General features: G+C 75.6%; 21 protein-coding genes. 9 read left to right on the top strand and 12 right to left on the bottom strand.

Annotated elements, in window-relative coordinates; genetic code table 11:
- From N555_RS0100245 to N555_RS0100235, 3 genes are all read right to left on the bottom strand, one after another.
- On the bottom strand, positions 1 to 900 hold the full coding sequence (locus tag N555_RS0100245; protein WP_029429496.1) for an alpha/beta fold hydrolase: 900 nt from the start codon (positions 898 to 900) through the stop codon (positions 1 to 3).
- Positions 897 to 1,076: a hypothetical protein gene (locus N555_RS28515; protein WP_029429495.1), complete on the bottom strand. Its 180-nt coding sequence runs from the start codon at positions 1,074 to 1,076 to the stop codon at positions 897 to 899. The genes N555_RS0100245 and N555_RS28515 overlap by 4 nt, the downstream gene beginning before the upstream one ends.
- An 85-nt stretch (positions 1,077 to 1,161) precedes the next feature.
- Positions 1,162 to 3,939, bottom strand: a complete 2,778-nt coding sequence (locus N555_RS0100235) for a helix-turn-helix transcriptional regulator (protein ID WP_029429494.1) — start codon at positions 3,937 to 3,939, stop codon at positions 1,162 to 1,164.
- Positions 3,940 to 4,101: 162 nt separating this feature from the next.
- On the opposite strand from N555_RS0100235, the gene N555_RS0100230 reads away from it, so the two are divergent.
- From N555_RS0100230 to N555_RS0100215, 4 genes are all read left to right on the top strand, one after another.
- On the top strand, positions 4,102 to 4,596 hold the full coding sequence (locus N555_RS0100230; RefSeq protein ID WP_231502545.1) for a DUF5709 domain-containing protein: 495 nt from the start codon (positions 4,102 to 4,104) through the stop codon (positions 4,594 to 4,596).
- A gap of 77 nt (positions 4,597 to 4,673) precedes the next feature.
- Positions 4,674 to 5,846, top strand: a complete 1,173-nt coding sequence (locus N555_RS25395) for a sensor histidine kinase (RefSeq protein ID WP_156035994.1) — start codon at positions 4,674 to 4,676, stop codon at positions 5,844 to 5,846.
- Positions 5,843 to 6,496, top strand: a complete 654-nt coding sequence (locus N555_RS0100220) for a response regulator (RefSeq protein WP_029429492.1) — start codon at positions 5,843 to 5,845, stop codon at positions 6,494 to 6,496. The genes N555_RS25395 and N555_RS0100220 overlap by 4 nt, the downstream gene beginning before the upstream one ends.
- A gap of 183 nt (positions 6,497 to 6,679) precedes the next feature.
- Entirely contained in the window at positions 6,680 to 8,797 is a 2,118-nt protein-coding gene (locus N555_RS0100215) for an MMPL family transporter (RefSeq protein ID WP_051683497.1), read from the top strand.
- A 181-nt stretch (positions 8,798 to 8,978) separates the two neighbouring features.
- Here the strand turns inward: N555_RS0100215 and N555_RS0100210 are convergent, their stop codons facing one another.
- Complete coding sequence (locus tag N555_RS0100210; protein WP_029429490.1) at positions 8,979 to 9,974, bottom strand: sigma-70 family RNA polymerase sigma factor; 996 nt, start codon at positions 9,972 to 9,974, stop codon at positions 8,979 to 8,981.
- Positions 9,975 to 10,046: 72 nt separating this feature from the next.
- The gene (locus tag N555_RS0100205) at positions 10,047 to 11,690 is read right to left on the bottom strand and encodes a hypothetical protein (RefSeq protein WP_029429489.1); all 1,644 of its coding nucleotides are present in this window, start codon (positions 11,688 to 11,690) and stop codon (positions 10,047 to 10,049) included.
- Positions 11,691 to 11,934: 244 nt separating this feature from the next.
- On the opposite strand from N555_RS0100205, the gene N555_RS0100200 reads away from it, so the two are divergent.
- The 3 genes from N555_RS0100200 to N555_RS0100190 are packed head-to-tail and all read left to right on the top strand — an operon-like array spanning position 11,935 to position 14,709.
- A complete protein-coding gene (locus N555_RS0100200; RefSeq protein ID WP_029429488.1) occupies positions 11,935 to 13,248 on the top strand; it encodes a sensor histidine kinase in 1,314 nt (437 codons plus the stop codon).
- Positions 13,248 to 13,892 (top strand): response regulator, encoded by a 645-nt coding sequence (locus N555_RS0100195; RefSeq protein WP_029429487.1) that lies wholly within the window; start codon positions 13,248 to 13,250, stop codon positions 13,890 to 13,892. The genes N555_RS0100200 and N555_RS0100195 overlap by 1 nt, the downstream gene beginning before the upstream one ends.
- Positions 13,893 to 13,938: 46 nt before the next feature.
- A complete protein-coding gene (locus N555_RS0100190) occupies positions 13,939 to 14,709 on the top strand; it encodes a hypothetical protein (RefSeq protein WP_029429486.1) in 771 nt (256 codons plus the stop codon).
- A gap of 9 nt (positions 14,710 to 14,718) precedes the next feature.
- Here N555_RS0100190 and N555_RS0100185 read toward each other — a convergent pair whose 3' ends face one another.
- Positions 14,719 to 15,138, bottom strand: coding sequence for a hypothetical protein (locus N555_RS0100185; protein WP_029429485.1), 420 nt, complete (start codon positions 15,136 to 15,138; stop codon positions 14,719 to 14,721).
- Positions 15,139 to 15,245: 107 nt separating this feature from the next.
- Here N555_RS0100185 and N555_RS0100180 point away from each other — a divergent pair, with 107 nt between their 5' ends.
- Complete coding sequence (locus tag N555_RS0100180; RefSeq protein ID WP_029429484.1) at positions 15,246 to 16,502, top strand: GNAT family N-acetyltransferase; 1,257 nt, start codon at positions 15,246 to 15,248, stop codon at positions 16,500 to 16,502.
- A 1-nt stretch (position 16,503) separates the two neighbouring features.
- Here N555_RS0100180 and N555_RS0100175 read toward each other — a convergent pair whose 3' ends face one another.
- From N555_RS0100175 to N555_RS0100155, 5 genes are all read right to left on the bottom strand, one after another.
- A complete protein-coding gene (locus N555_RS0100175) occupies positions 16,504 to 17,094 on the bottom strand; it encodes a hypothetical protein (protein WP_034508069.1) in 591 nt (196 codons plus the stop codon).
- Positions 17,091 to 17,588, bottom strand: coding sequence for a ribose-5-phosphate isomerase (locus tag N555_RS0100170; RefSeq protein WP_029429483.1), 498 nt, complete (start codon positions 17,586 to 17,588; stop codon positions 17,091 to 17,093). Before N555_RS0100170 ends, N555_RS0100175 begins: the two co-directional genes overlap by 4 nt.
- Positions 17,589 to 17,750: 162 nt before the next feature.
- Complete coding sequence (locus tag N555_RS0100165; protein ID WP_029429482.1) at positions 17,751 to 18,821, bottom strand: NAD(P)H-dependent amine dehydrogenase family protein; 1,071 nt, start codon at positions 18,819 to 18,821, stop codon at positions 17,751 to 17,753.
- Between the two features lie 94 nt (positions 18,822 to 18,915).
- Entirely contained in the window at positions 18,916 to 19,671 is a 756-nt protein-coding gene (locus N555_RS0100160; RefSeq protein ID WP_029429481.1) for an SDR family oxidoreductase, read from the bottom strand.
- A gap of 61 nt (positions 19,672 to 19,732) precedes the next feature.
- Positions 19,733 to 20,398: a mycothiol-dependent nitroreductase Rv2466c family protein gene (locus N555_RS0100155; protein WP_029429480.1), complete on the bottom strand. Its 666-nt coding sequence runs from the start codon at positions 20,396 to 20,398 to the stop codon at positions 19,733 to 19,735.
- A gap of 138 nt (positions 20,399 to 20,536) precedes the next feature.
- On the opposite strand from N555_RS0100155, the gene pepN reads away from it, so the two are divergent.
- Positions 20,537 to 23,089: an aminopeptidase N gene (gene pepN, locus N555_RS0100150; protein WP_029429479.1), complete on the top strand. Its 2,553-nt coding sequence runs from the start codon at positions 20,537 to 20,539 to the stop codon at positions 23,087 to 23,089.
- A gap of 57 nt (positions 23,090 to 23,146) precedes the next feature.
- Here pepN and N555_RS0100145 read toward each other — a convergent pair whose 3' ends face one another.
- The gene (locus N555_RS0100145; RefSeq protein ID WP_029429478.1) at positions 23,147 to 23,608 is read right to left on the bottom strand and encodes a DUF5130 family protein; all 462 of its coding nucleotides are present in this window, start codon (positions 23,606 to 23,608) and stop codon (positions 23,147 to 23,149) included.
- Between the last annotated feature and the right edge of the window lie 15 nt (positions 23,609 to 23,623).

The following is a 23,623-nucleotide window of genomic DNA, read 5'->3' as shown; positions in this document are numbered from 1 at the left end:
TCAGCGGGCTCCGGCCCGGGCGCCGGCGCCGTGGAACTCGCGCAGCGCCGCCAGCGTCTGCGCCGGCAGCTCCTCGACGATGAAGTGGCCGCAGTCGAGCGCCCGGCCGGTGACGTCGTCGGCCCACTCGCGCCAGACGGCGAGGGTGTCGTACCAGGCCGCCAGCGCGCCCCGCCCCGCCCACAGGACCTGCACCGGGCAGGTGATCCGCCGCCCCGCGGCCCGGTCGGCGTCGTCGAGCCGCCGGTCGCAGCCGGCCCCGGCGCGGTAGTCCTCGCACATGGCGTGCACCACCGCGGGGTCGCGCACGCACCGCGCGTACTCGGCCACGGCGTCGGCGTCGAAGCCGCGGATCACCCCGCCGAACTCGGCGTCGAGGAAGAAGAACTCGGGATCGGCCGCGATCAGCCGCTCCGGCAGCGGTTCGGGCTGGGCGAGGAACGCCCAGTGCCAGTAGCCCAGGGCCATCCGGGCGTCGGCGCGTGCCCACACCTCCGCGGTGGGGACGACGTCCAGCACGGTGAGCCGGCGCACCGCCTCCGGGGAGTCCAGCGCCATCCGGTAGGCCACCCGGCCGCCCCGATCGTGGCCGGCGACGTCGAACGACCCGAACCCGAGCACGCGCATCAGGGCGACGCCGTCGGCGGCCATCGCCCGCTTGCCGTAGGTGGAGTGGTCGGCCACGGTCGGCGGCTGCGAGCTGTCGCCGTAACCCCGAAGGTCGGGGACGACGACGGTGAACTCCGCCGCCAGTCCGGCGGCCACCCCGGCCCACATCCGATGGGTCTCCGGATAGCCGTGCAGGAGCAGCAGCGGCGGCCCGGAGCCACCCCGGCGCACCCGGAGCGACACCTCCCCCACCGTGAGCCGCTCGTCGGTGAACCCGTCGAAGCCGCTCACGCGGGAGGCGCCTCGACGAGCTCGATCGACTGGATGTGCTGGTCCTGCAGCCTCAGGATCGCGTCGTCGCCCCGGAAGACGACGGTCCAGCCGTCCTCCCGCTCCAGCTCGACGTCGGTCAGGGTCTCCCGCACGACCTGCTCGCCGTCCCCGTAGACCATCCGGTACGTGGGCACCCGGTCCTCCTCGTCGTCGATCCCGCCCGCCGGCCCTCCGGGGCCGCTCCCCGACTCTGCGGGCGCCGCCGGTGCCCGGCATCGGTCATCCGACTGCCGGGCGCTGGGTGAGGGCGTCGCGCAGCGCCGCGCGGGAGGCGATCCCGAGCTTGGGGAAGACCCGGTACAGGTGGGCGCTCACCGTCCGGTGCGACAGGTACAGCTGCGCGCCGATCTGCTTGTTGGTCAGCCCCGTCGCGGCGAGCATCGCGATCTCGTGCTCCTGCGGGGTGAGCACGACCGACGCGTCCCGGGCGCCGCGGTCCCGGGGCTTCCCGGTCGCGCGGAGCTCCTGGCTCGCCCGCGCCACCCACGGGGCGGCGCCCAGCCGGGCGAACGCCTCGCACGCCGCGGTCAGCTGCACCCGCGCGGCACCCGTGGCCCGGGACCGGCGCAGGTGCTCGCCGTAGGCCAGCTGAACCCGGGCGAACTCGAACGGGTAGGCGTCGGCCCGCGGCACGGCCAGGGCCTGCTCGAAGCACGCCACGGCGGCTCCCTCGGGGGCAGCCATCGCCGCCGAGCCGGCGGCGAGGAGCGCCAGGCGGGGGCGCAGACCGAAGACCGCGGATCCCTGCATGGCGGCCACGTGCCCGGCGGCCGCGGCGTGCCGGCCGGTGTGCACGGCCGCCTCGACGAGGTCCATGCCGACGCCCAGGGCGACCGGCACGTGGGCGGCGAGGGCGCCCGGCGGGCTGATCGCGACCGCCTGCCGGTAGGCCTCCTCGGGGTCCCCCCGGCCCAGCGCCGAGAGCCCGGCCACCCGGTGCGCGAAGTGCTCGACCGCCCGCGCCCCCCGCGGTCGGGCCCAGGCGACCATCTGATCCGTCTGCCTCCGTGCCGCCTCCGCGTCGCCCTCCACGGCGGCCAGCAGCGCCAGGCAGTAGACCCCCGGCAGGCTGACGAGTCGGTATCCGGAGGCCTCCCCCAGCTCGACGCCCTCGCGGGCCGACCGCCGGGCGTCGTCCCACCGGCCGGCTCCGAAGGCCTCGTGGCACAGCATCATCAGCGCCTGCACCGCGGAGGCGACCGCACCGCCCCGCCGTCCGTCCGCGGCCACCCGCTCGAGGGCCTCCCGGCAGTCGTCGAGCCGGTCGACGTAGAAGGCGGCGATGCCGGTCCGCACGATGCGGGCGGGGTCCGTCTCCCGGTCCAGCCCGTCGATCACCTCGTCGAGCCGGCCGAGGTCGTCGGCGGTGCTGGCGGCCGGGTCCCCCAGCGTCCGCGCGGCCGCCGCCAGGACCGGACCGACCTGCCCGCGCAGGCGGTCGACCGCGGCGTCCAGGGGCTGCCACGTCTCCGCCCGGCCGCTGAAGTGGCAGACGACCAGGAGGCTGTGCAGCGCGTCCTCCAGCTCCGCCGCGCCGCCGCCGTCCCGGAGGGCGGCCTCGATCGCGCGGACGAGGACGGCGTGGGCGTGGTCGACGTCGCCGTCGGTGTTGAGCAGGTGGTAGGCGGCGGCCACCGCCGTCTGCAGCGACTCCCCGGCGGCGGGATCGGCACTCCGGGCCCGGCGCAGCAGCTCGGGGACGCGGTACAGCTCGCCGGCGACGTCGGCGCCCAGGTAGGCCGCCTCCGCGAGGCGCCGGGCGCGGTCCGGGCCGTCCGGGCTGAGGTCCGCGGCCCGCAGCAGACCGGTGACCGCGTGCACCCCGTCGCCGGTGTGCAGCGCCCGGTGCGCGGCCTGGTCGAGCAGGTCCGCGGCCTCCTGGTCCGCCCCGACCGCCGCCTCCGCCAGGTGCCGGCCGCGGCGCTCCGGGGAGTCGGTCAGGACGTCGGCGAGCGCGCGGTGGGCCCGGCGGCGCTCACCGCTCGTGGCCAGTTCCACGGTGGCCGCCGCGACCAGCGGGTGCCGCCACGACAGCGTCCGGCCCGCTACGTCGACGGCCACCAGCTGCGCCCGTTCGGCCGGCCCCAGGGCGTCGAGCCAGCCCTCGTCCGGTGCCGCCGCGCGGAGGACGCCGAGGTCGCCGGTCCCGTCCAGCGCGCTCATCAGCAGCAGGTGCCGCGTGCCGGCCGGGAGGGAGCTCATCCGCGCGGCCAGGCGCGCCCGCAGCCGACCGCCCAGCGGGAGGACCTCGGGCAGCGCCGCGACCGCCCTCTGCTGGGGTCCGGAGAGCGCGGCGGGCAGCTCCACGAGGGCCAGCGGACTCCCCTGGGCGGCGGCCAGCACGCGCCGGCGGACGCCCGCGGCCAGCGTGGGGGACCGGATCCGCAGCAGCTCCTCGGCGGCACCGTCGGGCAGCGGCTGCACCTCGTGGGTGGGGATGCCGGCCAGCGGGGGTGCGTCGAGCGGCCCCATCCGGCTGGCCGCCAGGACCCCGATGCGGGCACCGACCAGCCGGCGGGCCACGAACCCCACGGCCCGCACGCTCTCCCGGTCCAGCCACTGCAGGTCGTCGACGACCAGGACGACCGGTGCCTCCACCGCCAGCTCGCGGAGGGCGGTGAGCACCGCGGTGGAGACGACGAGCCGGTCGGCCGGTGCGCCCGCCCGGAGCCCGAGGCTCACCTCGAGCACCCCGCGCTGCGCGTCGGAGAGCGACCGCAGCACCCCGAGCACGGGGAGCAGCAGCTGGTTGAGGCCGGCGTTGTCCACGTCCGCCTCGGACTCCGTCCCCGCGGCGCGGAGCACCCGCGCCCCGCCGGCGGCCGCGGCCCGCGCCGCCGTGTCGAGCAGGGCGGTCCTGCCCACGCCGGCGTCCCCGGTGAGGACCAGCGCCGCACCGCCCTCGGCGGCCCGTCCGAGGAAGCCGTGCAGGAGATCGAGTTCGCGGGCCCGGCCGATCAGGGGTGTGGGCCGCTGCCGCTCCTCGGCACGGTCCACGGTCGCCCCCTCGGGAGGGGCCGGGGGCGCGCGGGAAGGCGGCCCTGAGCTCGGCCCCCCGCCGCACGCGAGCGTCCCCCACCCCGACCGGCAGGACAATCCCCCTGATCGCGGCGTGGGGCACATCTCGGGGCCGCCCCCGGCGCGCCCGGCCACAGTCAGATGACCGATGCCCGCGCCCGTCGGCCGCGGCACGGTCGGGTGATCATGGGCGGGATCTACGGCACCGACGGCACCGACCCGGAGGAGGCCTCCGGCGTCCTCGACGCGCAGGACACCCTCGAGGACCTCGGCGGCGTCGAGGACAGGCTGGACACCGGCTGGTCACCGGCCGACCGGCCCTGGGCGGTCGACGACTGGGGCACCACCGAGGCCGAGGAGTCCGCCGGGGAGAGCCTCGACGGCCGGCTGGCCCGGGAGCTGCCGCAGATCCAGGACGACGACGGCGACGACCTCGGCGACGCCTCCGACACCGACGGCGAGCTGATCGACGACGAGGTCGGCACGGTGCGGGCCGGGCGGCTGGTGGCCGGTGGCGGCGGGGGCTGGGACGACGTCGAACCAGAGCTGTACGCCGTCGACGCCGGCATCGACTCCGCGGCCGCCTCGGCGGAGGAGGCGGCCATGCACGTCGTCTCCCCGCGCGACGCCTCCTGACGTCTCCGGGCAGCGCCCACCAGGAGATCCCCCGCGCGAGGGAGTCAGCCCCGCCCCGCGGTTGGGAGGATCGCGGGATGACCGGGCACCGCGGGGACTGGCGCCGCCAGTGGGCCGACCACCCCTACGTGGTCGACGCGCTGCTGGCCGTGCTCGTGCTGACGGTCTCGCTGCAGCCGCTGCTGCGCGAGGCGGGCTGCGGGTGCGAGGCGGTTCCGCTGTGGGGCTACGCGCTGGTCGTCGGGGAGTGCCTGCCCCTGGTCTGGCGGCGCCGGTTCCCGTTCACCGTCGCCCTGGTCTGCGGCGTCCTCACCACCGTGCACGGGCTCAGCGACGTCCCCGACCCGGCGGTCTTCTTCGCCGGTCTGGTCGCGCTGTACAGCGTCGCGGCGCACGGCAGCCGGCGACTGGCCCTGGCGGCTGCGGGCACCGCCGCCGTGGCGATCAGCCTCAGCACGGTCGTCGACCGCGCGGCCGCCGACCTCGAGGACTTCACGATCCCGGCGCTGACCTTCGCCACCGCCTGGCTGCTCGGCGACGGCGCCCGCAGCCGCCGGCTGGCCGCCGTCCGGGCCGAGGAGCGCGCCGCCTCGCTGGAGCGGACGCGGGCGGCCGAGGCGCGGCAGGCGGTGGTCGAGGAGCGCAACCGGATCGCGCGGGAGATGCACGACGTGCTCGCCCACTCGGTCAGCATGATGGTCGTGCAGGCCGAGGCCGGACCCGTCGTCGTCGAGCGCGACCCCGCCCGCGCGATCCAGGCGTTCGACGCGATCAGCGCGACCGGGAAGTCGGCGCTCACCGAGCTGCGCCGGCTGCTCGGCGTCCTCCGGGAGGACGCGGCCACCCCCCTGGCGCCGCAGCCGGGCCTGGCCGCGGTGCCGGACCTGGTCGGGTCGGTCCGGGCCGCCGGGGTCGACGTCGAGCTGCGGGTCACCGGGGAGCTGCCGCCGCCGTCGTCCGCGGTCGACCTGGCCGGCTACCGGATCGTGCAGGAGGCGCTCACCAACGTGGTGAAGCACGCCGGGCCGGCCCGGGTGCAGGTGCGGGTCGAGGCCACCGTGGAGCGGGTGCTGCTCGAGGTGGTCGACGACGGGCTCGGCGGGAGTCCGGCGACCGGCACCGGCCGGGGGCTGGTGGGCATGCGGGAGCGGGCCGCCGCCACCGGGGGCTCGGTGACCGCCGGACCCGGCCCGGACGGCGGCTGGCGGGTCACCGCCGAGCTGCCCCTGGCGCCGGTGCGGCAGCCGTGAGCACCCGGGTGCTGCTGGCCGACGACCAGCAGCTGGTGCGGGCCGGCTTCCGGATGATCCTCGAGGCGCAGGACGACCTCGTCGTCGTCGGCGAGGCCGGGGACGGCGAGGAGGCCGTCGCGCTGGCACGGCAGGAGCGGCCGGACGTCGTGCTCATGGACATCCGGATGCCGCGGCTGGACGGCATCGCCGCCACCCGCGCGATCGTGGCCGAGGCCCCCGCGACCCGCGTGCTCGTGCTGACCACGTTCGACCTGGACGAGTACGTGTACGCGGCGCTCGAGGCGGGCGCGAGCGGGTTCCAGCTCAAGGACGTCGGCCGCGACGACCTGGTGGCGGCGGTCCGCGTCGTGGCCGCCGGCGAGGCACTGCTGGCCCCGACGGTGACCCGGCGGCTGCTCGCCGACTTCGTGCGGTCGCGACCGGCGCCACCCCCGGCACCGACCGGGTCCCTCACCGCCCGCGAGCAGGAGACCCTCGAACTGCTGGCCCGCGGCATGTCCAACGCCGAGATCGCCGCCCGGCTCGTGGTCAGCGAGCACACGGTGAAGACCCACGTGGGCAACGTGCTGATGAAGCTCGGCCTGCGCGACCGGATCCACGCGGTGATCCACGCCTACGAGCACGGGATCGTCCGCCCCGGCACGTGACTCCCCCGCCCTCGGTGCAGAACTGCACTTCTGCACGGTGCAGAAGTGCACTTCCGCACGGTGGGCCAGCCGGGTGGTCCTCCATCCCCCGCGCGGGGGAGCCGGGAGACCGCCGGTGCGAGGGAGGTGGCGGCGGCCGCGGGTGGGGAGGCTCGGCGCAGCCCTTCGACCGAGGAGATCCCCGTGCTGCTCCCCCGCCTCGCCGCCTGGTCCGCAACCCACCGCCGCGTGGTGCTCGCGCTCTGGGCCGCCGTCCTCCTGGGCGGTGTGCTCTGCGCGCCGGCGCTGTTCGGACGGCTCGACGGCGACGTGGGGTCGATCGACGGCAGCGAGTCCGAGCGGGCGAGCGAGCTGCTGTGGGCGGCCGCGCCGAGCGGCGACACCATCGCCGCCGTCCTCGACGGCCGCCCCGCTGCCTCCCTGCGACCCGTCGTCGACCGGCTGGCCGGCGAGCTGTCGGCGCTCCCGGGCGTCGCATCGGTGGCGACGCCGTGGTCGGGCGGTGGGGAGCAGCTCGTCGCGACCGACGGGCAGGCGGTCGCCGTCGCGGTCACCTTCGAGCCGACGGTCGCGGGCGACGCCGCCGTCGACGAGGCCGCGGCGCTGCTCCGGGAGGCCGACGCACCACGGGTCGTCGTCGGCGGCGGTCCGCTGCAGGACGACGAGATGGACGACCAGGCCGCGAGCGACCTGGCCCGGGCGGAGACGATCTCGATGCCCATCGCGCTGGTCCTGCTCGTCGTCCTCTTCGGCGGGGTGTTGGCCGCCGGCATCCCCGTGGTGGTCGCGCTGGCCGGGATGGGCGCCACGCTGGGCGCGCTGCTGCTGGCGTCGCTCGTGGCCGACGTCTCCGTGTACGCGGTCAACGTCGTCACGATGCTGGGCCTCGGCCTGGCGGTGGACTACGGCCTGCTGCTCGTCTCCCGCTTCCGCGAGGAGAAGGCCGCCGGCGGGGACGACGACGCGGTGCTGCGCCGGACCTTCGCCACGGCCGGCCGGACGGTCACCTTCTCCGGCCTCACGGTGGCCGCCTCGCTCGGCGGCCTGCTGGTCTTCCCCGACGACTTCCTCCGCTCCATGGGCCTGGCCGGACTGGCGGTGGTGCTGCTCGACCTGGTCGCCGCGCTCACGCTGGTGCCGGCGCTGCTGGCGGTGTGGGGCCGACGCATCGGGCCCGCGCGGGCCGGCGCCGGGCACCGCTTCGGGCGGGTGGCGCGGCGGGTGCGGCGGCGTCCGCTGCTGGTCGTCCTGGTCGTGGGCGGCGTCCTGGCGCTGGCCGCGACCCCGTTCCTCGGGGTGCGGTTCGCCGACCCGGACGCGCGCTCGCTGCCGGCGGGCTCGGCTTCCCGGGAGCTGGCGTCGCTGGCCGAGTCGCGATTCGCCGACGTCGGCGACGTCGACCCGGTGACCGTCGTCGTGCCCGGCGGTCTGTCGTCGGCCGAGGCGGCCGCCTACGCGGACCGGCTGGGCAAGCTGGACGGCGTCCGCTCGGTGTCGGTGCGGGCGGAGGTGCCCGGTCTGACGGTGCTCGACGTCGTGCCCGCCGGTGCGTCGCAGGGGCCGGTCGCGATGCGCCTGGTGGACGACGTCCGCGGTCTGGCCTCCCCCGCGCCCGTGCTCGTCACGGGTGACGCGGCGGAGTTGGCGGACTACCAGTCGGCGCTGGTCAGCCGGCTGCCGTGGATGGTGCTGGTGATCGCCGGTGCCACGACGGTGCTGCTGTTCCTGTTCACCGGGTCGCTGGTCGTGCCGCTGAAGGCGCTCGCGCTGGGCGTGCTGAGCCTCGGGGCCAGCTTCGGCGCGCTGGTGTGGGTGTTCCAGGACGGCCACCTCGGCTCGCTGATCGGCACGGAGGCGCTGGGCAGCCTGAGCATCACCACGCCGGTGATCGTGCTGGCGATCGCGTTCGGGCTGTCGATGGACTACGAGGTGTTCCTGCTCGGGCGGATCGCGGAGGAGCACCGCCGCACCGGCGACACCGACCTCTCCGTCGAGCGCGGGCTGCAGCAGACCGGGCGGACCGTCACCGCGGCCGCGCTGCTGATCGTCGTCGTCTTCGCCGGGTTCGTGGCCGGCGGGTTCTCCCCCATCAAGCAGATCGGGCTGGGACTGGCGCTGGCGGTGCTGGTCGACGTGACGCTGGTCCGGATGCTGCTGCTGCCGGCCGTGATGACGCTGATGGGCCGGGCGAACTGGTGGGCCCCGCGTCCGCTGCGCCGGCTGCACTCCCGGCTGGGACTCTCCGAGGCCGCGCCCGCCGAGACCGCGCCTGCCGATCACCCGGTCCCGGTCCCCGCCTGACCGGTCCGCAGCGCGGAGCGTTGGCCCGCCACCGGCCATTCCCCCGCCGGGTGTGGCCGGTGAGGGGACAACGCTCCCCCGGCCGCGCACCGGAGCCGGAGCCGGCGAGCACTGAACGCCAGCGGCCCACTTCCGAGCCGGACGTGGGCCGCGGGGGTTCAGCGGTCGGGGGCGGGAGCGGTCAGGCGGACTCGGCCGGGAACTCCGCCGGCAGGCCGAGCCGCACGAACAGCCCGCTGTCGAGGTCGAGGAAGCTGGAGATGTGGGCGATCTTCCCGTCCTCGATCTCCAGCACGTGCAGCCCCCACGGCACGTGACCACCACCCTCGACCGGGCGGTACTGCGCGAACGCCGGCGCCCCGTTGGCCGTGGTCTCGATGATCCGGGAGTCCCGGCAGCCCGAGCCGGGGCCGAGCATCCAGGTGCCGATGTCGTCGCGGCCGCGCAGCCACATCTCGAACGGCGGCATGTGCTGCGTCGCGTCCTCGTGCAGGAGCTGCACGAATGCCTCGATGTCGTAGCGCAGGAAGGCGTCGAGGTAGCGGTCGAGCAGGTCGCGGTGGTCGTCGTCCAGCGGACGGGAGTCCAGCTCCCCACCGACGGCCGCGAGGGTCGCCCGGGCCCGCTGGAGCGCGCTGTTCACCGACGCCACCGTCGACTCCAGCAGCGTGGCGACCTCCTCGGCCTTCCAGCGGAGCACGTCGCGCAGCAGGAGCACCGCCCGCTGGCGTGGCGGCAGGTGCTGCAGCGCCGCCACGAAGGCCAGCCGGATCGACTCGCGCGCCACCGCCTGCTCGGCCGGGTCGCCGTCCTCGGGCAGGACCTGGCGGTCGAGCACCGGCTCCACCCACGCGTCGGCCGGCTGCTTCGCCGCCAGGGACGCCTCGACCGGCGACCACGACGTGCCGGACAGGTCCATCGGCAGCGCGCGGCGCTTGCGGCCGTTCAGCTGGTCGAGGCACACGTTGGTGGCGATCCGGTACAGCCACGACCGCAGCGCCGACCGGCCCTCGAAGTCGGCCAGGCCGCGCCAGGCGCGGACCATCGTCTCCTGCACCGCGTCCTCGGCGTCGAACGAGCTGCCGAGCATCCGGTAGCAGTACCCGGTGAGCTCGCGCCGGTACTCGAGCAGGCGCGGGTCGAGCTCGCTGGTCTGGCCGGGCAGGACGGTCGTCACGGCTCCTCCTGGAGGTCGGTGGCGGAGAGCCAGCTCACCACAGGAGGCCGACAGAACGGGAGCCCCCGGCGCCTACTGGTAGCTGACCAGGTCCGGGACGGGGACCACCTGGGTGACGGTCTCCTGGGGCGTCAGCATCGGCTGGTCCTCGTCGATGAAGTTCTTCCAGCCCCACCAGACCGGCGGCGCTCCCGCACGCAGGTTCTGCCAGGTGGCCTGCTTGGAGCCCTGCGGCCCCTGCCCGTCGGCGTGGACCAGCACCGCCAGCTCGTCGCGCGAGGTGTCCAGCCGCTCACGGCCGGGGATCATGTCCAGCCGGAACTGGTGCAGGACCAGCAGCTTCTGCGGCAGCGCGTTCTCCCGGGTCAGGTCGGCCAGCCAGGTGACCACCCGGTTGACCTCCTCGACGTCGACCGAGCCGATCTGGGTCAGGTGCACCTGGTCCGGCCGCAGCCGCCACTCCGGGTCCAGCGCCAGGCCGACGTTCGGCAGCTCCAGCAGCGGCCGGTACAGCTCGGCCTGCGTCACGAAGTCGGTCCGGCCCGGCTGCAGGTCCAGGACGACGTAGATGCCGGCCTCCCCCGCGGCCTCCACCCACGGTCGCAGCTCCTCGACGTCGGACTCGGTCGAGTAGTTGCCGTCGGTGCCGGGGAACTCCGAGGCCACCGTCGCGATGATCTCGAAGGCCGGGACGACGGGGCGGTCCACCAGCGGCTCGTAATCCGCGGCGTACTGCCGGGCCCGGTCCACCGCCCCCGGCACGTCCTGCTCGCCGAGGAGGCCCAGCGCGCCGCTGCCCGGGTAGCCGTAGAGGGCGACCATCATCCGGCCGGGGAACAGCAGCTGGCCACCGCCGGGGAGCTGCGTACCGGTCGCGGCGGTGGCCAGCTTCCAGTCCAGCCCGTCGGCGGCCGCCAGGTCCGCACCGAGTGCCACGACCGCGTCCGGCTGCTCCTCGGCGAGCAGCTCGACGAGCTCGGTCGAGGCGCGCGGGTCGTCCGTGCCGGTGACCACCACGCGGGCGCCGGCCGCGCGGGCGGTCGCGGCACCGGCCAGCGACTCCGGGCTGCCGGTGGTGACCACCAGCGTGCCGGTCAGCGGCTCGGGCCGGTCGACGTCGGGCAGCCGCCCGTCGCCGCCTCCGCCGCCGGAGGACCCGTCCTCGGGCACGAGCGCGACCGGCTCCTCGGGGTCGAGCGCGGCCACGGCGGCCACGGCGGAGTCCCCGGCCACCTCGTCGGCGTCGCCGAGGTCCAGCCCGGTGGCGCGCTCGACGGCGCCGGGCTCGGCCGCGACGGCGACCACCTCCGGCCCGGCCCCCTCCGCGGTCGCCTCCCCGACGGCGAGCACGGTCGTCGTCCCCAGCCGGTCGAGCTCCTCGGCCAGGACGTCGCCGCTGCCCTCGGCCGGTTCGAGCAGCAGCGGCACCCCGAGCCCGGCGGCCGCCGACGCTCCCAGGAGCTCGCCGGCGAGGTCGCCGTCCCGAGCCACGACGGCGACGTCGGCGCGCGCGAACAGCACCCGGCTGGTCGCGGCGGCCGACGCGACGGGATCGGCGTCCCCGATGACGGTCAGCCGCTCGTCCGGAGCGGCGGTGCCGGCCGTGGCGGCGCCCTGGGACCGCTCGGGCGCTGCCTCGTCGGACTCCGTCTGCTCACCAGCAGAACAGCCGGCGAGCAGCAGGAGCGCGACGGCGACCACGGCGGTGTTCCGCACGGGCGTACCCCTTCCCCCGGGCCACGGGCGGTGCGGCTCCGCTGCCGCACCACCCCGGTCCGGCACCGACCCTAACGAGGCACGGTCCCGGCGCGGGGTGCTGGACACCGATCGTCACCGCCGGGAGCATCGCCGGCGAGATGGACGTCCAGCCGCGCACGACCCGATCGTCGGGCCAGCCCGACACCGGATCGGCCGGGTGGCGGGATCGGCCCGGACACCGTGCCCGACCAGGCTCGATGCCATGACCACGAGCACGATCCCCGACACCCTCGCGCTGCCCGCTCCCGCCGGCGCCGTTCCCCGGCGCGGGCTGTTCCGCCAGCTCGGCGTGGACACCGGCTACGCGCTCTACGCCTTCCCGGTGGCGATCGCCGGCTTCGTCGCCGTGGTCACCGGTCTGGCCGTCGGCGCCGGGCTGCTGGTGATCTGGGTCGGGGTGGCCGTCCTGGCGCTGACCCTCGTCACCGCCCGTGGCTTCGCGACCGCCGAGCGGGCCTGGCTGCCGGCCGTGCTGCGCCGCGAGCTGCCCCGCCCGGCGTACCGGCAGGCCGAGGGCAGGCCCCTGCGCCGGCTGGTCACCCCGCTGCGCGACCCGCAGTGCTGGCTCGATGCGCTGCACGCCCTGGTGCGGTTCCCGTTCGCGATCTTCTCGTTCGTCGTCACCGTGGTCTTCTGGTCGATCGCGCTCGGCGGGCTGACCTACTGGGCCTGGGACTGGTCGCTGCCGGACCCGAGCACCGACCCGGACAACCAGGACCTGCTCGAGCTTCTCGGCCAGGACAGCACCGCCGGGAAGCGGATCCTCTTCTACGCCCTGATCGGCCTGGCGTTCGCGCTGGTGCTCCCGTTCGCCGTCCGCGGCGCCTCCGTGCTGCAGGGCCTCGTCGGCCGTGCGCTGCTCACCACCCGCGCCGCCGCGCAGGCCCAGATCGACCGGGCGACGGAGGGCCGCGACGCGGCCGTCGCTGCCGAGGCCGTCGCCCTGCGCCGGCTCGAGCGCGACATCCACGACGGCCCGCAGCAGCACCTGGTCCGCCTCGGCATGGACCTCTCCCGCGCCCAGCGCCAGCTCGACCGCGACCCCGAGGCGGCGCGGGCGACCCTCTCCGAGGCCGGCGTCCTGGCCCGCGAGGCGCTGGAGGAGCTGCGCGCGCTCTCCCGCGGCATCGCCCCGCCGGTGCTCGCCGACCGCGGCCTGGCCGCCGCGCTCGCCGCCCTGGCCGCCCGCTCGCCGGTGCCGGTCGAGCTCGCCGTCGACCTGCCCGAGGAGCGGCTCGCGCCGGTCGTGGAGAACACCGCGTACTTCGTGGTCAGCGAGGCGCTGGCCAACGTGGCCAAGCACAGCGACGCGTCGGTCTGCCGGGTCGAGGTCACCCGGACCGACGGCGCGCTGCGCGTCGTCGTGGAGGACGACGGTTCCGGCGGCGCGGTCGCGGCCCCGGGACACGGCCTCGCCGGGCTCACCGACCGGCTGCGGGCCGCCGACGGCTCGCTCACCGTGGACAGCCCCCGCGGCGGCCCGACCCGCCTGACCGCGGAGGTGCCCGGAGCGTGATGCGCGTCGTGCTGGCCGAGGACTCGGTGCTCCTCCGCGAGGGCCTCGTGCGCCTCCTGGAGGAAGCCGGGACCGAGGTCGTCGCCGCCGTCGCCGACGGCCCGTCGCTGGTCCGCGCGGTCGGCGAGCTGCGGCCGGACGTGGCCGTCGTCGACGTCCGGATGCCGCCCACCCACACCGACGAGGGCCTGCGCGCCGCCGTCGAGGCCCGCGCCGCCGTCCCCGGGACGGCGGTGCTGGTGCTCTCGCAGTACGTGGAGGTGGCCTATGCCGACGAGCTCCTCGCCGACGGCCGCGGCGGGGTCGGCTACCTGCTGAAGGACCGGGTGTCCGACCTCGACCAGCTGATGGCCGCGCTGTCGGACGTCGTCGCCGGCGGCACCGTCCTCGACCCCCAGGTGGTGGCCCAGCTGTTCGCCCGGCGGCGGGCCGACGACCCGGTGCGGCGGCTGACCCCGCGGGAGCAGGAGGTGCTCGGCATGATCGCCGAGGGCCACTCCAACGCCGCGATCGCCCGGCTGCTCGTGGTCACCCCGGGCGCGGTGGAGAAGCACACCCAGCGGATCTTCGCCAAGCTCGGCCTCGCGCCGGACGAGGACCGCAACAGCCGGGTCATGGCGACGCTGGCCTACCTCCGCGGCTGACGGCGCGTCGGTTGCATCCCGCAACCGATCGGCGTTCGGTGGAGGCGTGCGCACCCGCCTGCCCCTCGTCCTCGCCGTGTCCGCCGCGCTGATCGCGGGGTGCTCGGCCGACGACGGGGACGACGCCACGGCAGCTCCCACCACCGCCACCACGACGGCGACCACCACGGCGAGTGCCACCCCGCCCGGCGGGTCGGACGCCGGCGGGTCGGACGCGGGCTGCCCGGCCACCGACGACGGCATCCCCTCCGGCGCGGCCACCCGCCCGACGCTGGACGTCGACGGCGACCGCGCGGCGGACACCGAGTGGATCGCCTCCTCTCCCGCCGCGGACGGGTCGGTGCTCTTCGGTGTCACGACCGCGAGCGGTGCCACGGTCACCGCGGACCTGCAGTCGGCCAGCCCCGTCGCCCGCTCGATCCTCGTCGCGGACGTCACCGGCGACGGCGAGCTCGTCGTCCTGGCCTCCGACGGCCGGCAGGTGCTCCTCTACGCCTACAGCGACTGCCAGATCGTCCCGGTGCAGAACCCGCAGGGCGAGCAGTACGCCTTCGACCTCGGGTTCACCGGCTACGGCACCGGCGTGGGCTGCCTCGACGTCGACGGGGACGGCGTGCGCGACCTGGCCGGCCTCCTCGTGAACGGCGACGGCACCGGTTACACGGCCACGGCCGTCGTGCTCGACGGGCCGCGGGCGTCCAACTCCGACGTCAGCATGGGCGTGGCCGACGCGGGGGCTGCGGCGGTCGAGGCGGCGCGGTCGATCACCTGCGGCGATCTGACGATGACCGACGACGGGGTCACGACCGGTCCCTGACCGGCGGCCTCAGCCCTCCCGGCCGAGGGCCCGCTCGACGTTCTCCGCCATCCGCCGCAGCACCAGCACGGTGCGCTCGTACTCCTGCCGCGACAGGCCGTCGGCGACGTGCCGGCGGACCCGCCCGATCGCCCGTTCCAGCCGCTCGTGCGCGGTGCGGCCCTCGGCGGTCAGCGTCAGCGAGCCCGTGGCACGGTCGACCCAGCCGCGGCCGAACAGGTCGGCGGCGATCGCCGGGAGGTGCCCGTCGAAGTCGGCCAGCGCCCGCGCCAGCGCCGCCTCGTCGGCCGGCGCCGCGGCCAGCGTGTGCAGCACCTGCCAGTGGCGCCGCGTCAGGCCCTCGCCGGAGACGGCGCCGTCGACGACGTCCTCCAGCAGGGCATCGAGGTGCTTGACCCACCAGCCGATGGGCCGTTCCGCCGGATCCATGCGCGGCATCCTGACATCGAGACGGCCCGGACGACGGCTCGAACCGCGTCCCTCTCCGGAGCCCGGCCGGCTCGCGTCCCGTCGTCCTCCCCCGGTAGACACGGACCGTGAGCGACTCCCCCGACGACATCGCCGCCCGGCTGCGCCCGATCACCGCCGAGGAGTGGCCTGCCTTCGCCCGGGCGATGCTGTCGGCCTTCGGCGAGGAGGCGTCGGAGTCGTGGCTGGCCGCTCCGCACGGGCTCGCGGAGCTGGACCGGTCGCTGAGCCTGTGGGAGGGCGACCGGGTGGCCGCCACCGCGGGCATCTACACCCGCGAGCTCACCGTGCCCGGCGCCGTCGTCCCGTGCGCGGGCGTCACCTGGGTGACCGTCTCCCCGACGCACCGCCGCCGCGGGGTCCTCTCCGCGATGATGCGCCGGCAGCTGACCGAGCTGCACGAGCAGGAGCGGGAGCCGGTCGCGGCGCTGTGGGCGTCGGAGGCGTCGATCTACGGCCGTTTCGGCTACGCCCCGGCGGCCTGGCGCGGCGGGCTGACCGGCCGCACCCGCGAGATGGCCCTGCGCCCCGACGTGGACCTCGGCGCCGGCACGGTGCAGGCGGTGTCGGTCGACGAGTACCGGGCGGCGGTTCCCGCGGTGCACGAGCAGGTGCGCCGGTTCGTGCCGGGGAACATGGCGCGCGGGCCCGGCTGGTGGGAGCGCCTGACCGACGACGACCCGCAGCGCCGCGGCGGCGCGACCGCCCGCCGGTACCTGCTGCACACCGACCCCGACGGGACGGCGACCGGCTACGCCGCCTACCGGGTGACCTCCGCGTGGGACGACGGCGCGGGCACCCCCGACGGCACGGTCGCCGTCGACGAGGTGCGGGCACTCGGCACCCCGGCCTACGCGGCGCTGTGGCGGTACCTGCTGTCCATCGACCTGACGCGGAACGTGCGGTACCGGCTGGCGTCGGTCGAGGACCCCCTGCGGTACCTGGTCGCCGACCCGCGCTCCGTGCAGGTCCGGCCGGTGGACACGCTCTGGGTGCGCCTGGTCGACGTCGGCCGCGCGCTGGCCGCCCGCCGCTACCCCACCCGCATCAACCTGGTGTTCGAGGTGCGGGACCGCTTCTGCCCGTGGAACGACGGCCGCTGGGCACTCACCGCGCACCCCGCCGGCGGGTTCTGCGCGCCCACCGACGCCGACCCCGACCTGGTGCTGGGCATCGAGGAGCTGTCGGCGGCCTACCTGGGCGGGGTCTCGCTCGCCTCGCTCCAGGCCGCCGGGCGGGTGCGCGAGGTGAGCCCCGGCGCGGTCACGCTGGCCTCGACCGCGTTCTCGTGGCCGGTCACCCCGTGGTGTCCGGACGACTTCTGAGTCAGCCGGCCCGGGTGCCGTCCCACTCCTCCAGCGGGGAGCAGTGCCAGCGCCAGGAGGTCACCGGCTCGTGGCCGGGGAGGTCGGCGCGGCCGGTGGCCCACAGCAGGGTGGCGACGGGCTCGGTGTCCGACGGCGCCCACGGGAACAGCCGGACGACGACAGCGTCGGCGAGGTCGGCGGGCGGGCGCCACGACAGGTCCAGCGCCGCGGCGACGTCGGCGGTGTGCAGCAGCAGCTCGGCCGCGCCCATGGCGGCGAACCCGGAGGCGTCGGGCCGGCCCCAGTCGTGCCGGCCGCGGTCTCCCGGCGCCGCGCCCTCGACGGTGCGGGCGAGCACCTCCGCCGCGGCGGCCTGCTGCCGGACGAGCTCCGGCAGCGCGGCCTCCGGGCGGCGGCCCAGGGTGAAGCCGTCGGCTCCCTCGGGCCCCACGGCGAGGTCCTGGGCGTACCAGATGAGGCAGCCGGTCACGTGCGCCGTAACGCCGGCGACGTCGTCGTCCATCGCGGGCACGCGCGCCGAGCCGTCGGGTACCGACGCGAGCAGCTCGCGGGCCGCCGCGGCGGCCCGGCGCAGCTCCGCGCCGGTCATCCCGCGTCTGCCTCCGAGCGCGTGGGCAGCCCGCCGGCCGGGCGGTGCCGGTCCCGCTCGTAGTCGGCGATCAGGCCGATCCGGCGGACGTGCCGCTCGTCCTCGCTGAACGGGGTCGCGAGGAAGTGCAGCACCAGATCGGTGGCCTCGGCGACGCTGTGCTGCCGCGCGCCGACCGCGACGACGTTGGCGTCGTTGTGCTGGCGGGCGAGCTCCGCGGTGGCGGTGTTCCACACGAGCGCGGCGCGGACGCCGGGCACCTTGTTCGCCGCGATCTGCTCGCCGTTGCCCGAGCCGCCGATGACGACGCCGAGGCTCCCGGGCTCGACGACGACCCGCTCGCCCACCTCGAAGCAGAACGGCGGGTAGTCGTCCTGGGCGTCGTACTCGAACGCGCCGCAGTCGACCGGCTCGTGGCCGGCGGCGGTGAGGGCGGCCTTGAGGTGCTCCTTGAACTCCAGGCCCGCATGGTCGGTCCCGACGAAGACGCGCATGGGAGCGAGTCTGTCAGGCTCGCGGCGGGGCGGTCCTGGAGGTCGACGGCTGGCTCCACTCGCCGCCCAGCCCACGGCGGCAGTGCCGCAGTACCGGTGCCGGTGCCGCGCTGCGGCCCGGCAGTCGCCCCCGTACCGCGGCAGTGCCGCTCGCAGCGAGAGCTACAGCGCCGCGCGGGGCAGGGTCAGGGGCAGGTCGAGGGCCGTCGCCAGCCCGGGCGGCGCGGCGCAGACGGCCGGGATGGCGTTCACCACCCGCATCGTGGTCGCCAGCATCCCGTCGGGGCTGGAGGTCTCCGGGCTCGACCCCAGCACCAGGTCGCAGCGCATGGACGGCTCGCCGTCCACGACGATCCGGTAGGTGCCGTCCTGCGGCGCGGTCGGCCAGTGCGGCGCCACGTCGGGGGCCATCCGGTTGACGTGCTCGAGCACGATCGCGTCCCGCCCGCCGACGACGCCGATCGTCTCGAAGCGGACCGCGCCGACGGTGCCGGCCTCGATCACCCCGCAGGCGACCTCCAGCCGCCGGTCGGTCACCTCGCGCTCGTAGGTCTCCCGGACCTCGTCGAGCTCGGCACCGAGTGCCGCCGCGACCATGTGCACCACCGGTCCCCAGGTCGCCTGCTGCACCCCCGGCATGGCCATGACCGGCGTGTACTCCAGCGGCCGGCCGAAGCCGAACACGTCGAACATCGTCGTGGCGACCGGGTAGTTGGCGTAGCTGAAGATCTCCTGCGACCGGACGGAGTCCACCCGCCGCGACAGCGTCAGCAGCAACGCCACGAGGTGGTCCCCGGCGAAGCCCGGCTCGATGCCCGAGGCGTACAGCGTCGCGCCGCCGCGACGGGCGGCCTCCTCGAGCCGCTCGCGGGCCTGCGGGTCGTACGCCGGCGGGTGGATGAGCGCCGGCGTGGTCACGGTGACCACGTTGACGCCGGCCTCGAGGAACCGGACGTAGTCGTCGACGGCGAACGCCCGCATCCCGCCGTCGCTGGCCGCGTAGACGACGCAGTCGAGACCGCGGGCCAGCAGCTCGTCGACGTCCGCGCTCGCCGTCAGCCCCAGCGGCTCCCCGCCGGTGAGCGTGCCCACGTCCTGCCCGACCTTGTCCGCCGAGTGCACCCACACGCCCACGAGGTCGAGGTCCGGACGGCGCGCGATGCTCTGGACCGCGTTGGTGCCGACTCCCCCGGTGCCCCACACCGCTACCCGCAAAGATGGCAAAGATGACATCTCACGACGCTATCGGCGGCGGCGCGGGACCACAATCGAGCGGGGCCGCCACCGGCGACGGAGAGAGACTTTCGCGCGCGAAAGTCTCCTGTCCTCAGGTGAGGCGGCGGACCAGCGGCAGCGGCAGGGCACGCAGCAGCCCGGCGACCGGGCGCCAGGGCCACTCGGGCACGTAGGCCCGCACCGGCTCGCGCTCGATCGCGGCCACGAGGGCGTCGACGCCGGTGTCGAGGTCCACGGTCAGCGGTCCGCGGCGGCCGACGTTGAGGTCGGTCTCGATGTAGCCGGGCAGCACCGTCGTCACCCGGATGCCGGTGCCGAGCAGGTCCGAGCGGATGCCCTCGGCGAGCGCGTTGAGCGCGGCCTTGCTGGCGCCGTACGCCGTCCGGGTGCCGCGCATCCCGCGGATCGAGGCGACCGACGAGATCAGCACGAGGTGCCCGTGCCCCTGCTCCCGGAACAGCGTGACCGCGGCCTCGCACTGGGCGTGGGTGCCGAGGACGTTGGTGAACAGCGTCGCCCGGTTGGCCCACCCCTGACCGGTGCCGACCGAGGCGCCCTTCCCGATCCCGGCGTTGGCGACGAACCGGTCGAGGCCGCCCAGGTCGCGGGCCAGCGCGGGCACCACCTCGTCGACCGCGGCGGCGTCGTCGACGTCCAGCTCGGCGGTGACCACCCGGATGCCGGGGTGCGCGGCGAGCAGCTCGCCGCGGAGGGCGTCGAGCAGGTCGAGCCGGCGGGCCACCAGGGCCAGGTCGCGACCGCGGGCCGCGAAACGGCGGGCCATCCCGGCGCCGAGGCCGGAGCTCGCGCCGGTGATCAGGATGCGCTGACGGGGAGGGTGCGGCACCGGCCCATCCTGATGGAGTGCCAGGAGCGAGGATCCCTCGCCCCTGGCACTCCACTCGGCGTCAGGCGGAGCGGCGGAGCTCCAGGGCGTCGGCGGGGACCGAGTCCATGTCGGGGCCGGAGAGCCGGGTCCGCTTGAGCTCCCAGAAGTCCGGCAGGTTCGCCAGCAGGACGGCGCCGTCGAAGGCCTTGCCGGCGTCCTCACCGGTCGGCACCTTGCTGATGACCGGGCCGAAGAACGCGACGCCGTCGATGTGCATGACCGGGGTGCCGACGTCGTCGCCCACCGGGTCCATGCCCTCGTGGTGGCTCTTCTCCAGCGCCTCGTCGTACTCGGTGGACGTCGCGGCCTCGGCCAGCGACGCCGGGAGGCCGACCCGCTCCAGCGCCGGCGCGATCAGCTCGTCGAGCTCCACACCCTCGTGGTGGCGCAGCGTGCCCATGGCCGTGTAGAGGTCTCCGAGCACCTCGTCGCCGTGCTGCTGCGCCGCGGCGATCGCGACCCGCACCGGGCCGATCGCCTTGGTCATCATCTCGCGGTACTCCTCGGGGAGGTCGCGCCCGCGGTTGAGCACCGCCAGCGACATGACGTGCCAGTGCAGGTCGATGTCGCGGACCTTCGCGGCCTCCAGGACCCAGCGGCTGGTCAGCCAGGCCCAGGGACACAGCGGGTCGAACCAGAAGTCGACGCGGGCCTTCACCGGTGCGCTCTGCACTGCCTCGGTCATGGGTGGTGCTCCTCCACGTGCTCGTGGCCGGCGCGCGGCGCCCCGGCCCTCTGCGGGCTGCCAAGTCGGCGCCCGCGCGGCTTGTTCCCCGAACCGCTGCTCGGCGGCGCGTCGGTCCCCCGTGGGAAGCTGCCCGGCGTGGCTGTACCCAACCTGACCCGCGACGACGCCGCCGCCCGCGCCCGCCTCCTGGCCGTGCAGGGCTACGACATCCACCTCGACCTGACCGACGGCGCCGGACACCCCGGGGAGTCGACGTTCCGGTCGACGACGACGGTGGAGTTCACCGCGCGCGAGCCGGGCGCGAGCACCTTCATCGACCTCGTCGCCGAGACCGTGCACTCGGCGACGCTCAACGGCAAGCCCCTCGACGTGGGCACCTACACCGTCGCCGGCGGCCTGCCGCTGCCCGACCTCGCCGAGCAGAACACCCTCGAGGTCGTCGCCGACTGCTCGTACTCCAACTCCGGCGAGGGCCTGCACCGGTTCGTGGACCCCGAGGACCAGCAGGTCTACCTCTACACGCAGTTCGAGCCGGCCGACGCCAAGCGGATGTTCGCCTGCTTCGACCAGCCCGACCTCAAGGGCACCCACACCGTGCACGTGGTCGCGCCCTTCGACTGGCAGGTCATCTCCAACACCGGTGGCCGGACCGTCGAGAGCGGCCCCGGCGGCTCGCAGCTGGTGCACTTCGAGCCGACCAAGCGGCTGTCGACCTACCTGGTCGCGCTGATCGCCGGCCCGTACGCGCGGGTGACCGACGAGCACGAGGGCATCCCGCTGGGGCTGTACTGCCGGGCCTCGCTGGCCCAGTACCTCGACCCCGACGAGCTGTTCGCCGTCACCAAGCAGGGGTTCGACTTCTACCACCGGGTCTTCGACTACCCGTACCCGTTCGACAAGTACGACCAGCTCTTCGTGCCGGAGTTCAACGCCGGCGCGATGGAGAACGCCGGCGCGGTGACCTTCCTCGAGGACTACGTCTTCCGCTCGAAGACCAGCCGCGCCCGGTACGAGCGCCGGGCCGAGACGATCCTGCACGAGCTCGCGCACATGTGGTTCGGCGACCTGGTGACCATGCGCTGGTGGGACGACCTGTGGCTCAACGAGTCCTTCGCGACCTACATCAGCACGCTGTGCCAGTCCGAGGCGACCGAGTACACGACCGCCTGGACGACGTTCGCCAACACCGAGAAGGCCTGGGCCTACGCGCAGGACCAGCTGCCCTCGACGCACCCGATCGCCGCCGACATGGTCGACGTCGCCGCGGTCGAGGTGAACTTCGACGGCATCACCTACGCGAAGGGCGCCTCGGTGCTCAAGCAGCTGGTGGCCTACGTCGGCCGGGACGAGTTCCTCGCCGGCATCCGCCAGTACTTCCGTGACCACGAGTTCGGCAACACCACGCTCGCCGACCTGCTCGACCCGCTGTCGGAGGCGACCGGGCGCGACCTGTCGGAGTGGTCGCAGCAGTGGCTGCAGACCAGCCAGGTCAACACGCTGCGGCCGGTCTTCGAGCTGACCGACGACGGCCGGTACCGCTCGTTCGTGATCGAGCAGACCGCCGTCCCCGAGCACCCGCACCTGCGCCGGCACCGGCTGGCCGTCGGCCTGTACGACACCGGACCGGACGGGCTGACCCGCACCACCCGTGTGGAGCTCGACGTCGACGGCGCCCGCACCGAGGTGGCGGAGCTGGTCGGCCACCCCGCGGCCGCGCTGGTGCTGGTCAACGACGACGACCTGACCTACGCCAAGCTCCGGCTGGACGAGCGCTCCCTGGCCACCCTGCGGTCCTCGATCGGCGCGCTGCCCGACTCGCTGGCCCGCGCGCTGTGCTGGTCGGCGGCCTGGGACATGACCCGCGACGCCGAGCTGCCCGCCCGCGAGTGGGTGCAGCTGGTGCTCGCCGGCATCGACGCCGAGACCGAGATCAGCGTCGTCCAGTCCCTGCTGGCCCGGGTGCAGACGGCGCTGAGCTCCTACGCCGACCCGCGCTGGGCCGACGTCGGCTGGCGGGCGCTGGCCGATAAGGCGCTCAGCGCGCTGGAGTCCGCCGCCCCCGGCAGCGACGAGCAGCTCCAGTGGTCGCGCACGCTGTCGGCCGCCGCCCGCACCGAGGAGCACGCCGCGGTGCTGCGCGGCCTGCTCGACGGCACGCGGGAGATCGCCGGCCTCGAGGTGGACGCCGACGCCCGCTGGGCCTTCCTCAACGGGCTCGTCGCCATCGGCGCGGCCGGGGACGCCGAGATCGACGCCGAGGCGGCCCGGGACGCGACCGCGACCGGTGCCCGGCGGGCCGCCACGGCCCGTGCGCTGCGGCCGACGGCGGAGTCGAAGGAGGAGACCTGGCGCAAGGCCTTCACCGACGCCAGCATCCCCAACGCCGTGCACGAGGCGATGCTCGCCGGCTTCTGGCACCCCGCCCAGCGGGAGCTGACCGCCGGCTACGTCGAGCGGTACTTCGCCGACATCCGGCCACTGTGGGAGAACCGCCCCGGCGAGATCGCCAAGAACGCCGTCCAGTACCTGTTCCCGCCGGTCGTGGAGCTCCGCACGGTGCAGGCCGCCGACGCGTGGCTGGCCGAGCCCGACCACCCGGCCTCGCTGCGCCGGCTGGTCGCCGAGGGGCGGGACGGCATCGCCCGCTCGCTCCGGGCCCGGGAGCGGGACGCCGCCGAGTCCCCGTAGGCACGAACGCGAGAGGCCCAGAACCGGATCGGTTCTGGGCCTCTGGCGTTCAGCGCTTCAGTGCGTGTGCAGGCCCCGCGGGTGGCCGGCCTGGTCCGACAGCTGACGCAGGCCGTTCACGATGCCGCCGACCAGGTCACCGGAGGCGAACGAGTTCGTCATCGACAGGACGGCGAGGGCGCAGGCGCGGTCGGGCAGCCGGCGCGCGGCCGCGTGCCCGGTCACGACCTCGACCACGCGCTGCCCGGGCGAGACGGCCAGGAGCACCGCCTCCGACGGGTCGCCGCCGGAGGTCCCGTGCAGCTCCTCGGCGCGGGAGCGGGTCCGGGCGCCGAGGTCACCCAGGTAGAGGGTGAAGCGCAGGCCGGTCTCGCGGGAGGACATCGTCAGCGCCTCGTCGAGCCGGGAGAGCTCCGGGAGGGTGAACGGGGAGTCCTGGCCCTCGGTCTGATCGGTGCGCGCGGCCGCGGTCGTCTCGGTGGCCGTGTCGTGCGACGTGGCCTCGATGGTGCGGGTCATCGCCGACCTCCGGGA

It is taken from the genome of Blastococcus sp. URHD0036 (assembly GCF_000701365.1).
In the GTDB taxonomy this organism is placed as follows: domain Bacteria; phylum Actinomycetota; class Actinomycetes; order Mycobacteriales; family Geodermatophilaceae; genus Trujillonella.
The sequence above is the reverse complement of the archived record's forward strand: the minus strand, read 5'-3'. Positions and strand labels throughout refer to the sequence as shown.

Bases quoted from the DNA above. Each gene is read 5' to 3' on its own strand.
- N555_RS0100230 (WP_231502545.1), top strand. From the start codon at position 4,102: ATGACCGATGCCCGCGCCCGTCGGCCGCGGCACGGTCGGGTGATCATG.
- N555_RS25395 (WP_156035994.1), top strand. From the start codon at position 4,674: ATGACCGGGCACCGCGGGGACTGGCGCCGCCAGTGGGCCGACCACCCC.
- N555_RS0100200 (WP_029429488.1), top strand. From the start codon at position 11,935: ATGACCACGAGCACGATCCCCGACACCCTCGCGCTGCCCGCTCCCGCC.
- N555_RS0100195 (WP_029429487.1), top strand. From the start codon at position 13,248: ATGCGCGTCGTGCTGGCCGAGGACTCGGTGCTCCTCCGCGAGGGCCTC.
- N555_RS0100185 (WP_029429485.1), bottom strand. From the start codon at position 15,138: ATGGATCCGGCGGAACGGCCCATCGGCTGGTGGGTCAAGCACCTCGAT.
- N555_RS0100175 (WP_034508069.1), bottom strand. From the start codon at position 17,094: ATGACCGGCGCGGAGCTGCGCCGGGCCGCCGCGGCGGCCCGCGAGCTG.
- N555_RS0100170 (WP_029429483.1), bottom strand. From the start codon at position 17,588: ATGCGCGTCTTCGTCGGGACCGACCATGCGGGCCTGGAGTTCAAGGAG.
- N555_RS0100165 (WP_029429482.1), bottom strand. From the start codon at position 18,821: ATGTCATCTTTGCCATCTTTGCGGGTAGCGGTGTGGGGCACCGGGGGA.
- N555_RS0100155 (WP_029429480.1), bottom strand. From the start codon at position 20,398: ATGACCGAGGCAGTGCAGAGCGCACCGGTGAAGGCCCGCGTCGACTTC.
- N555_RS0100145 (WP_029429478.1), bottom strand. From the start codon at position 23,608: ATGACCCGCACCATCGAGGCCACGTCGCACGACACGGCCACCGAGACG.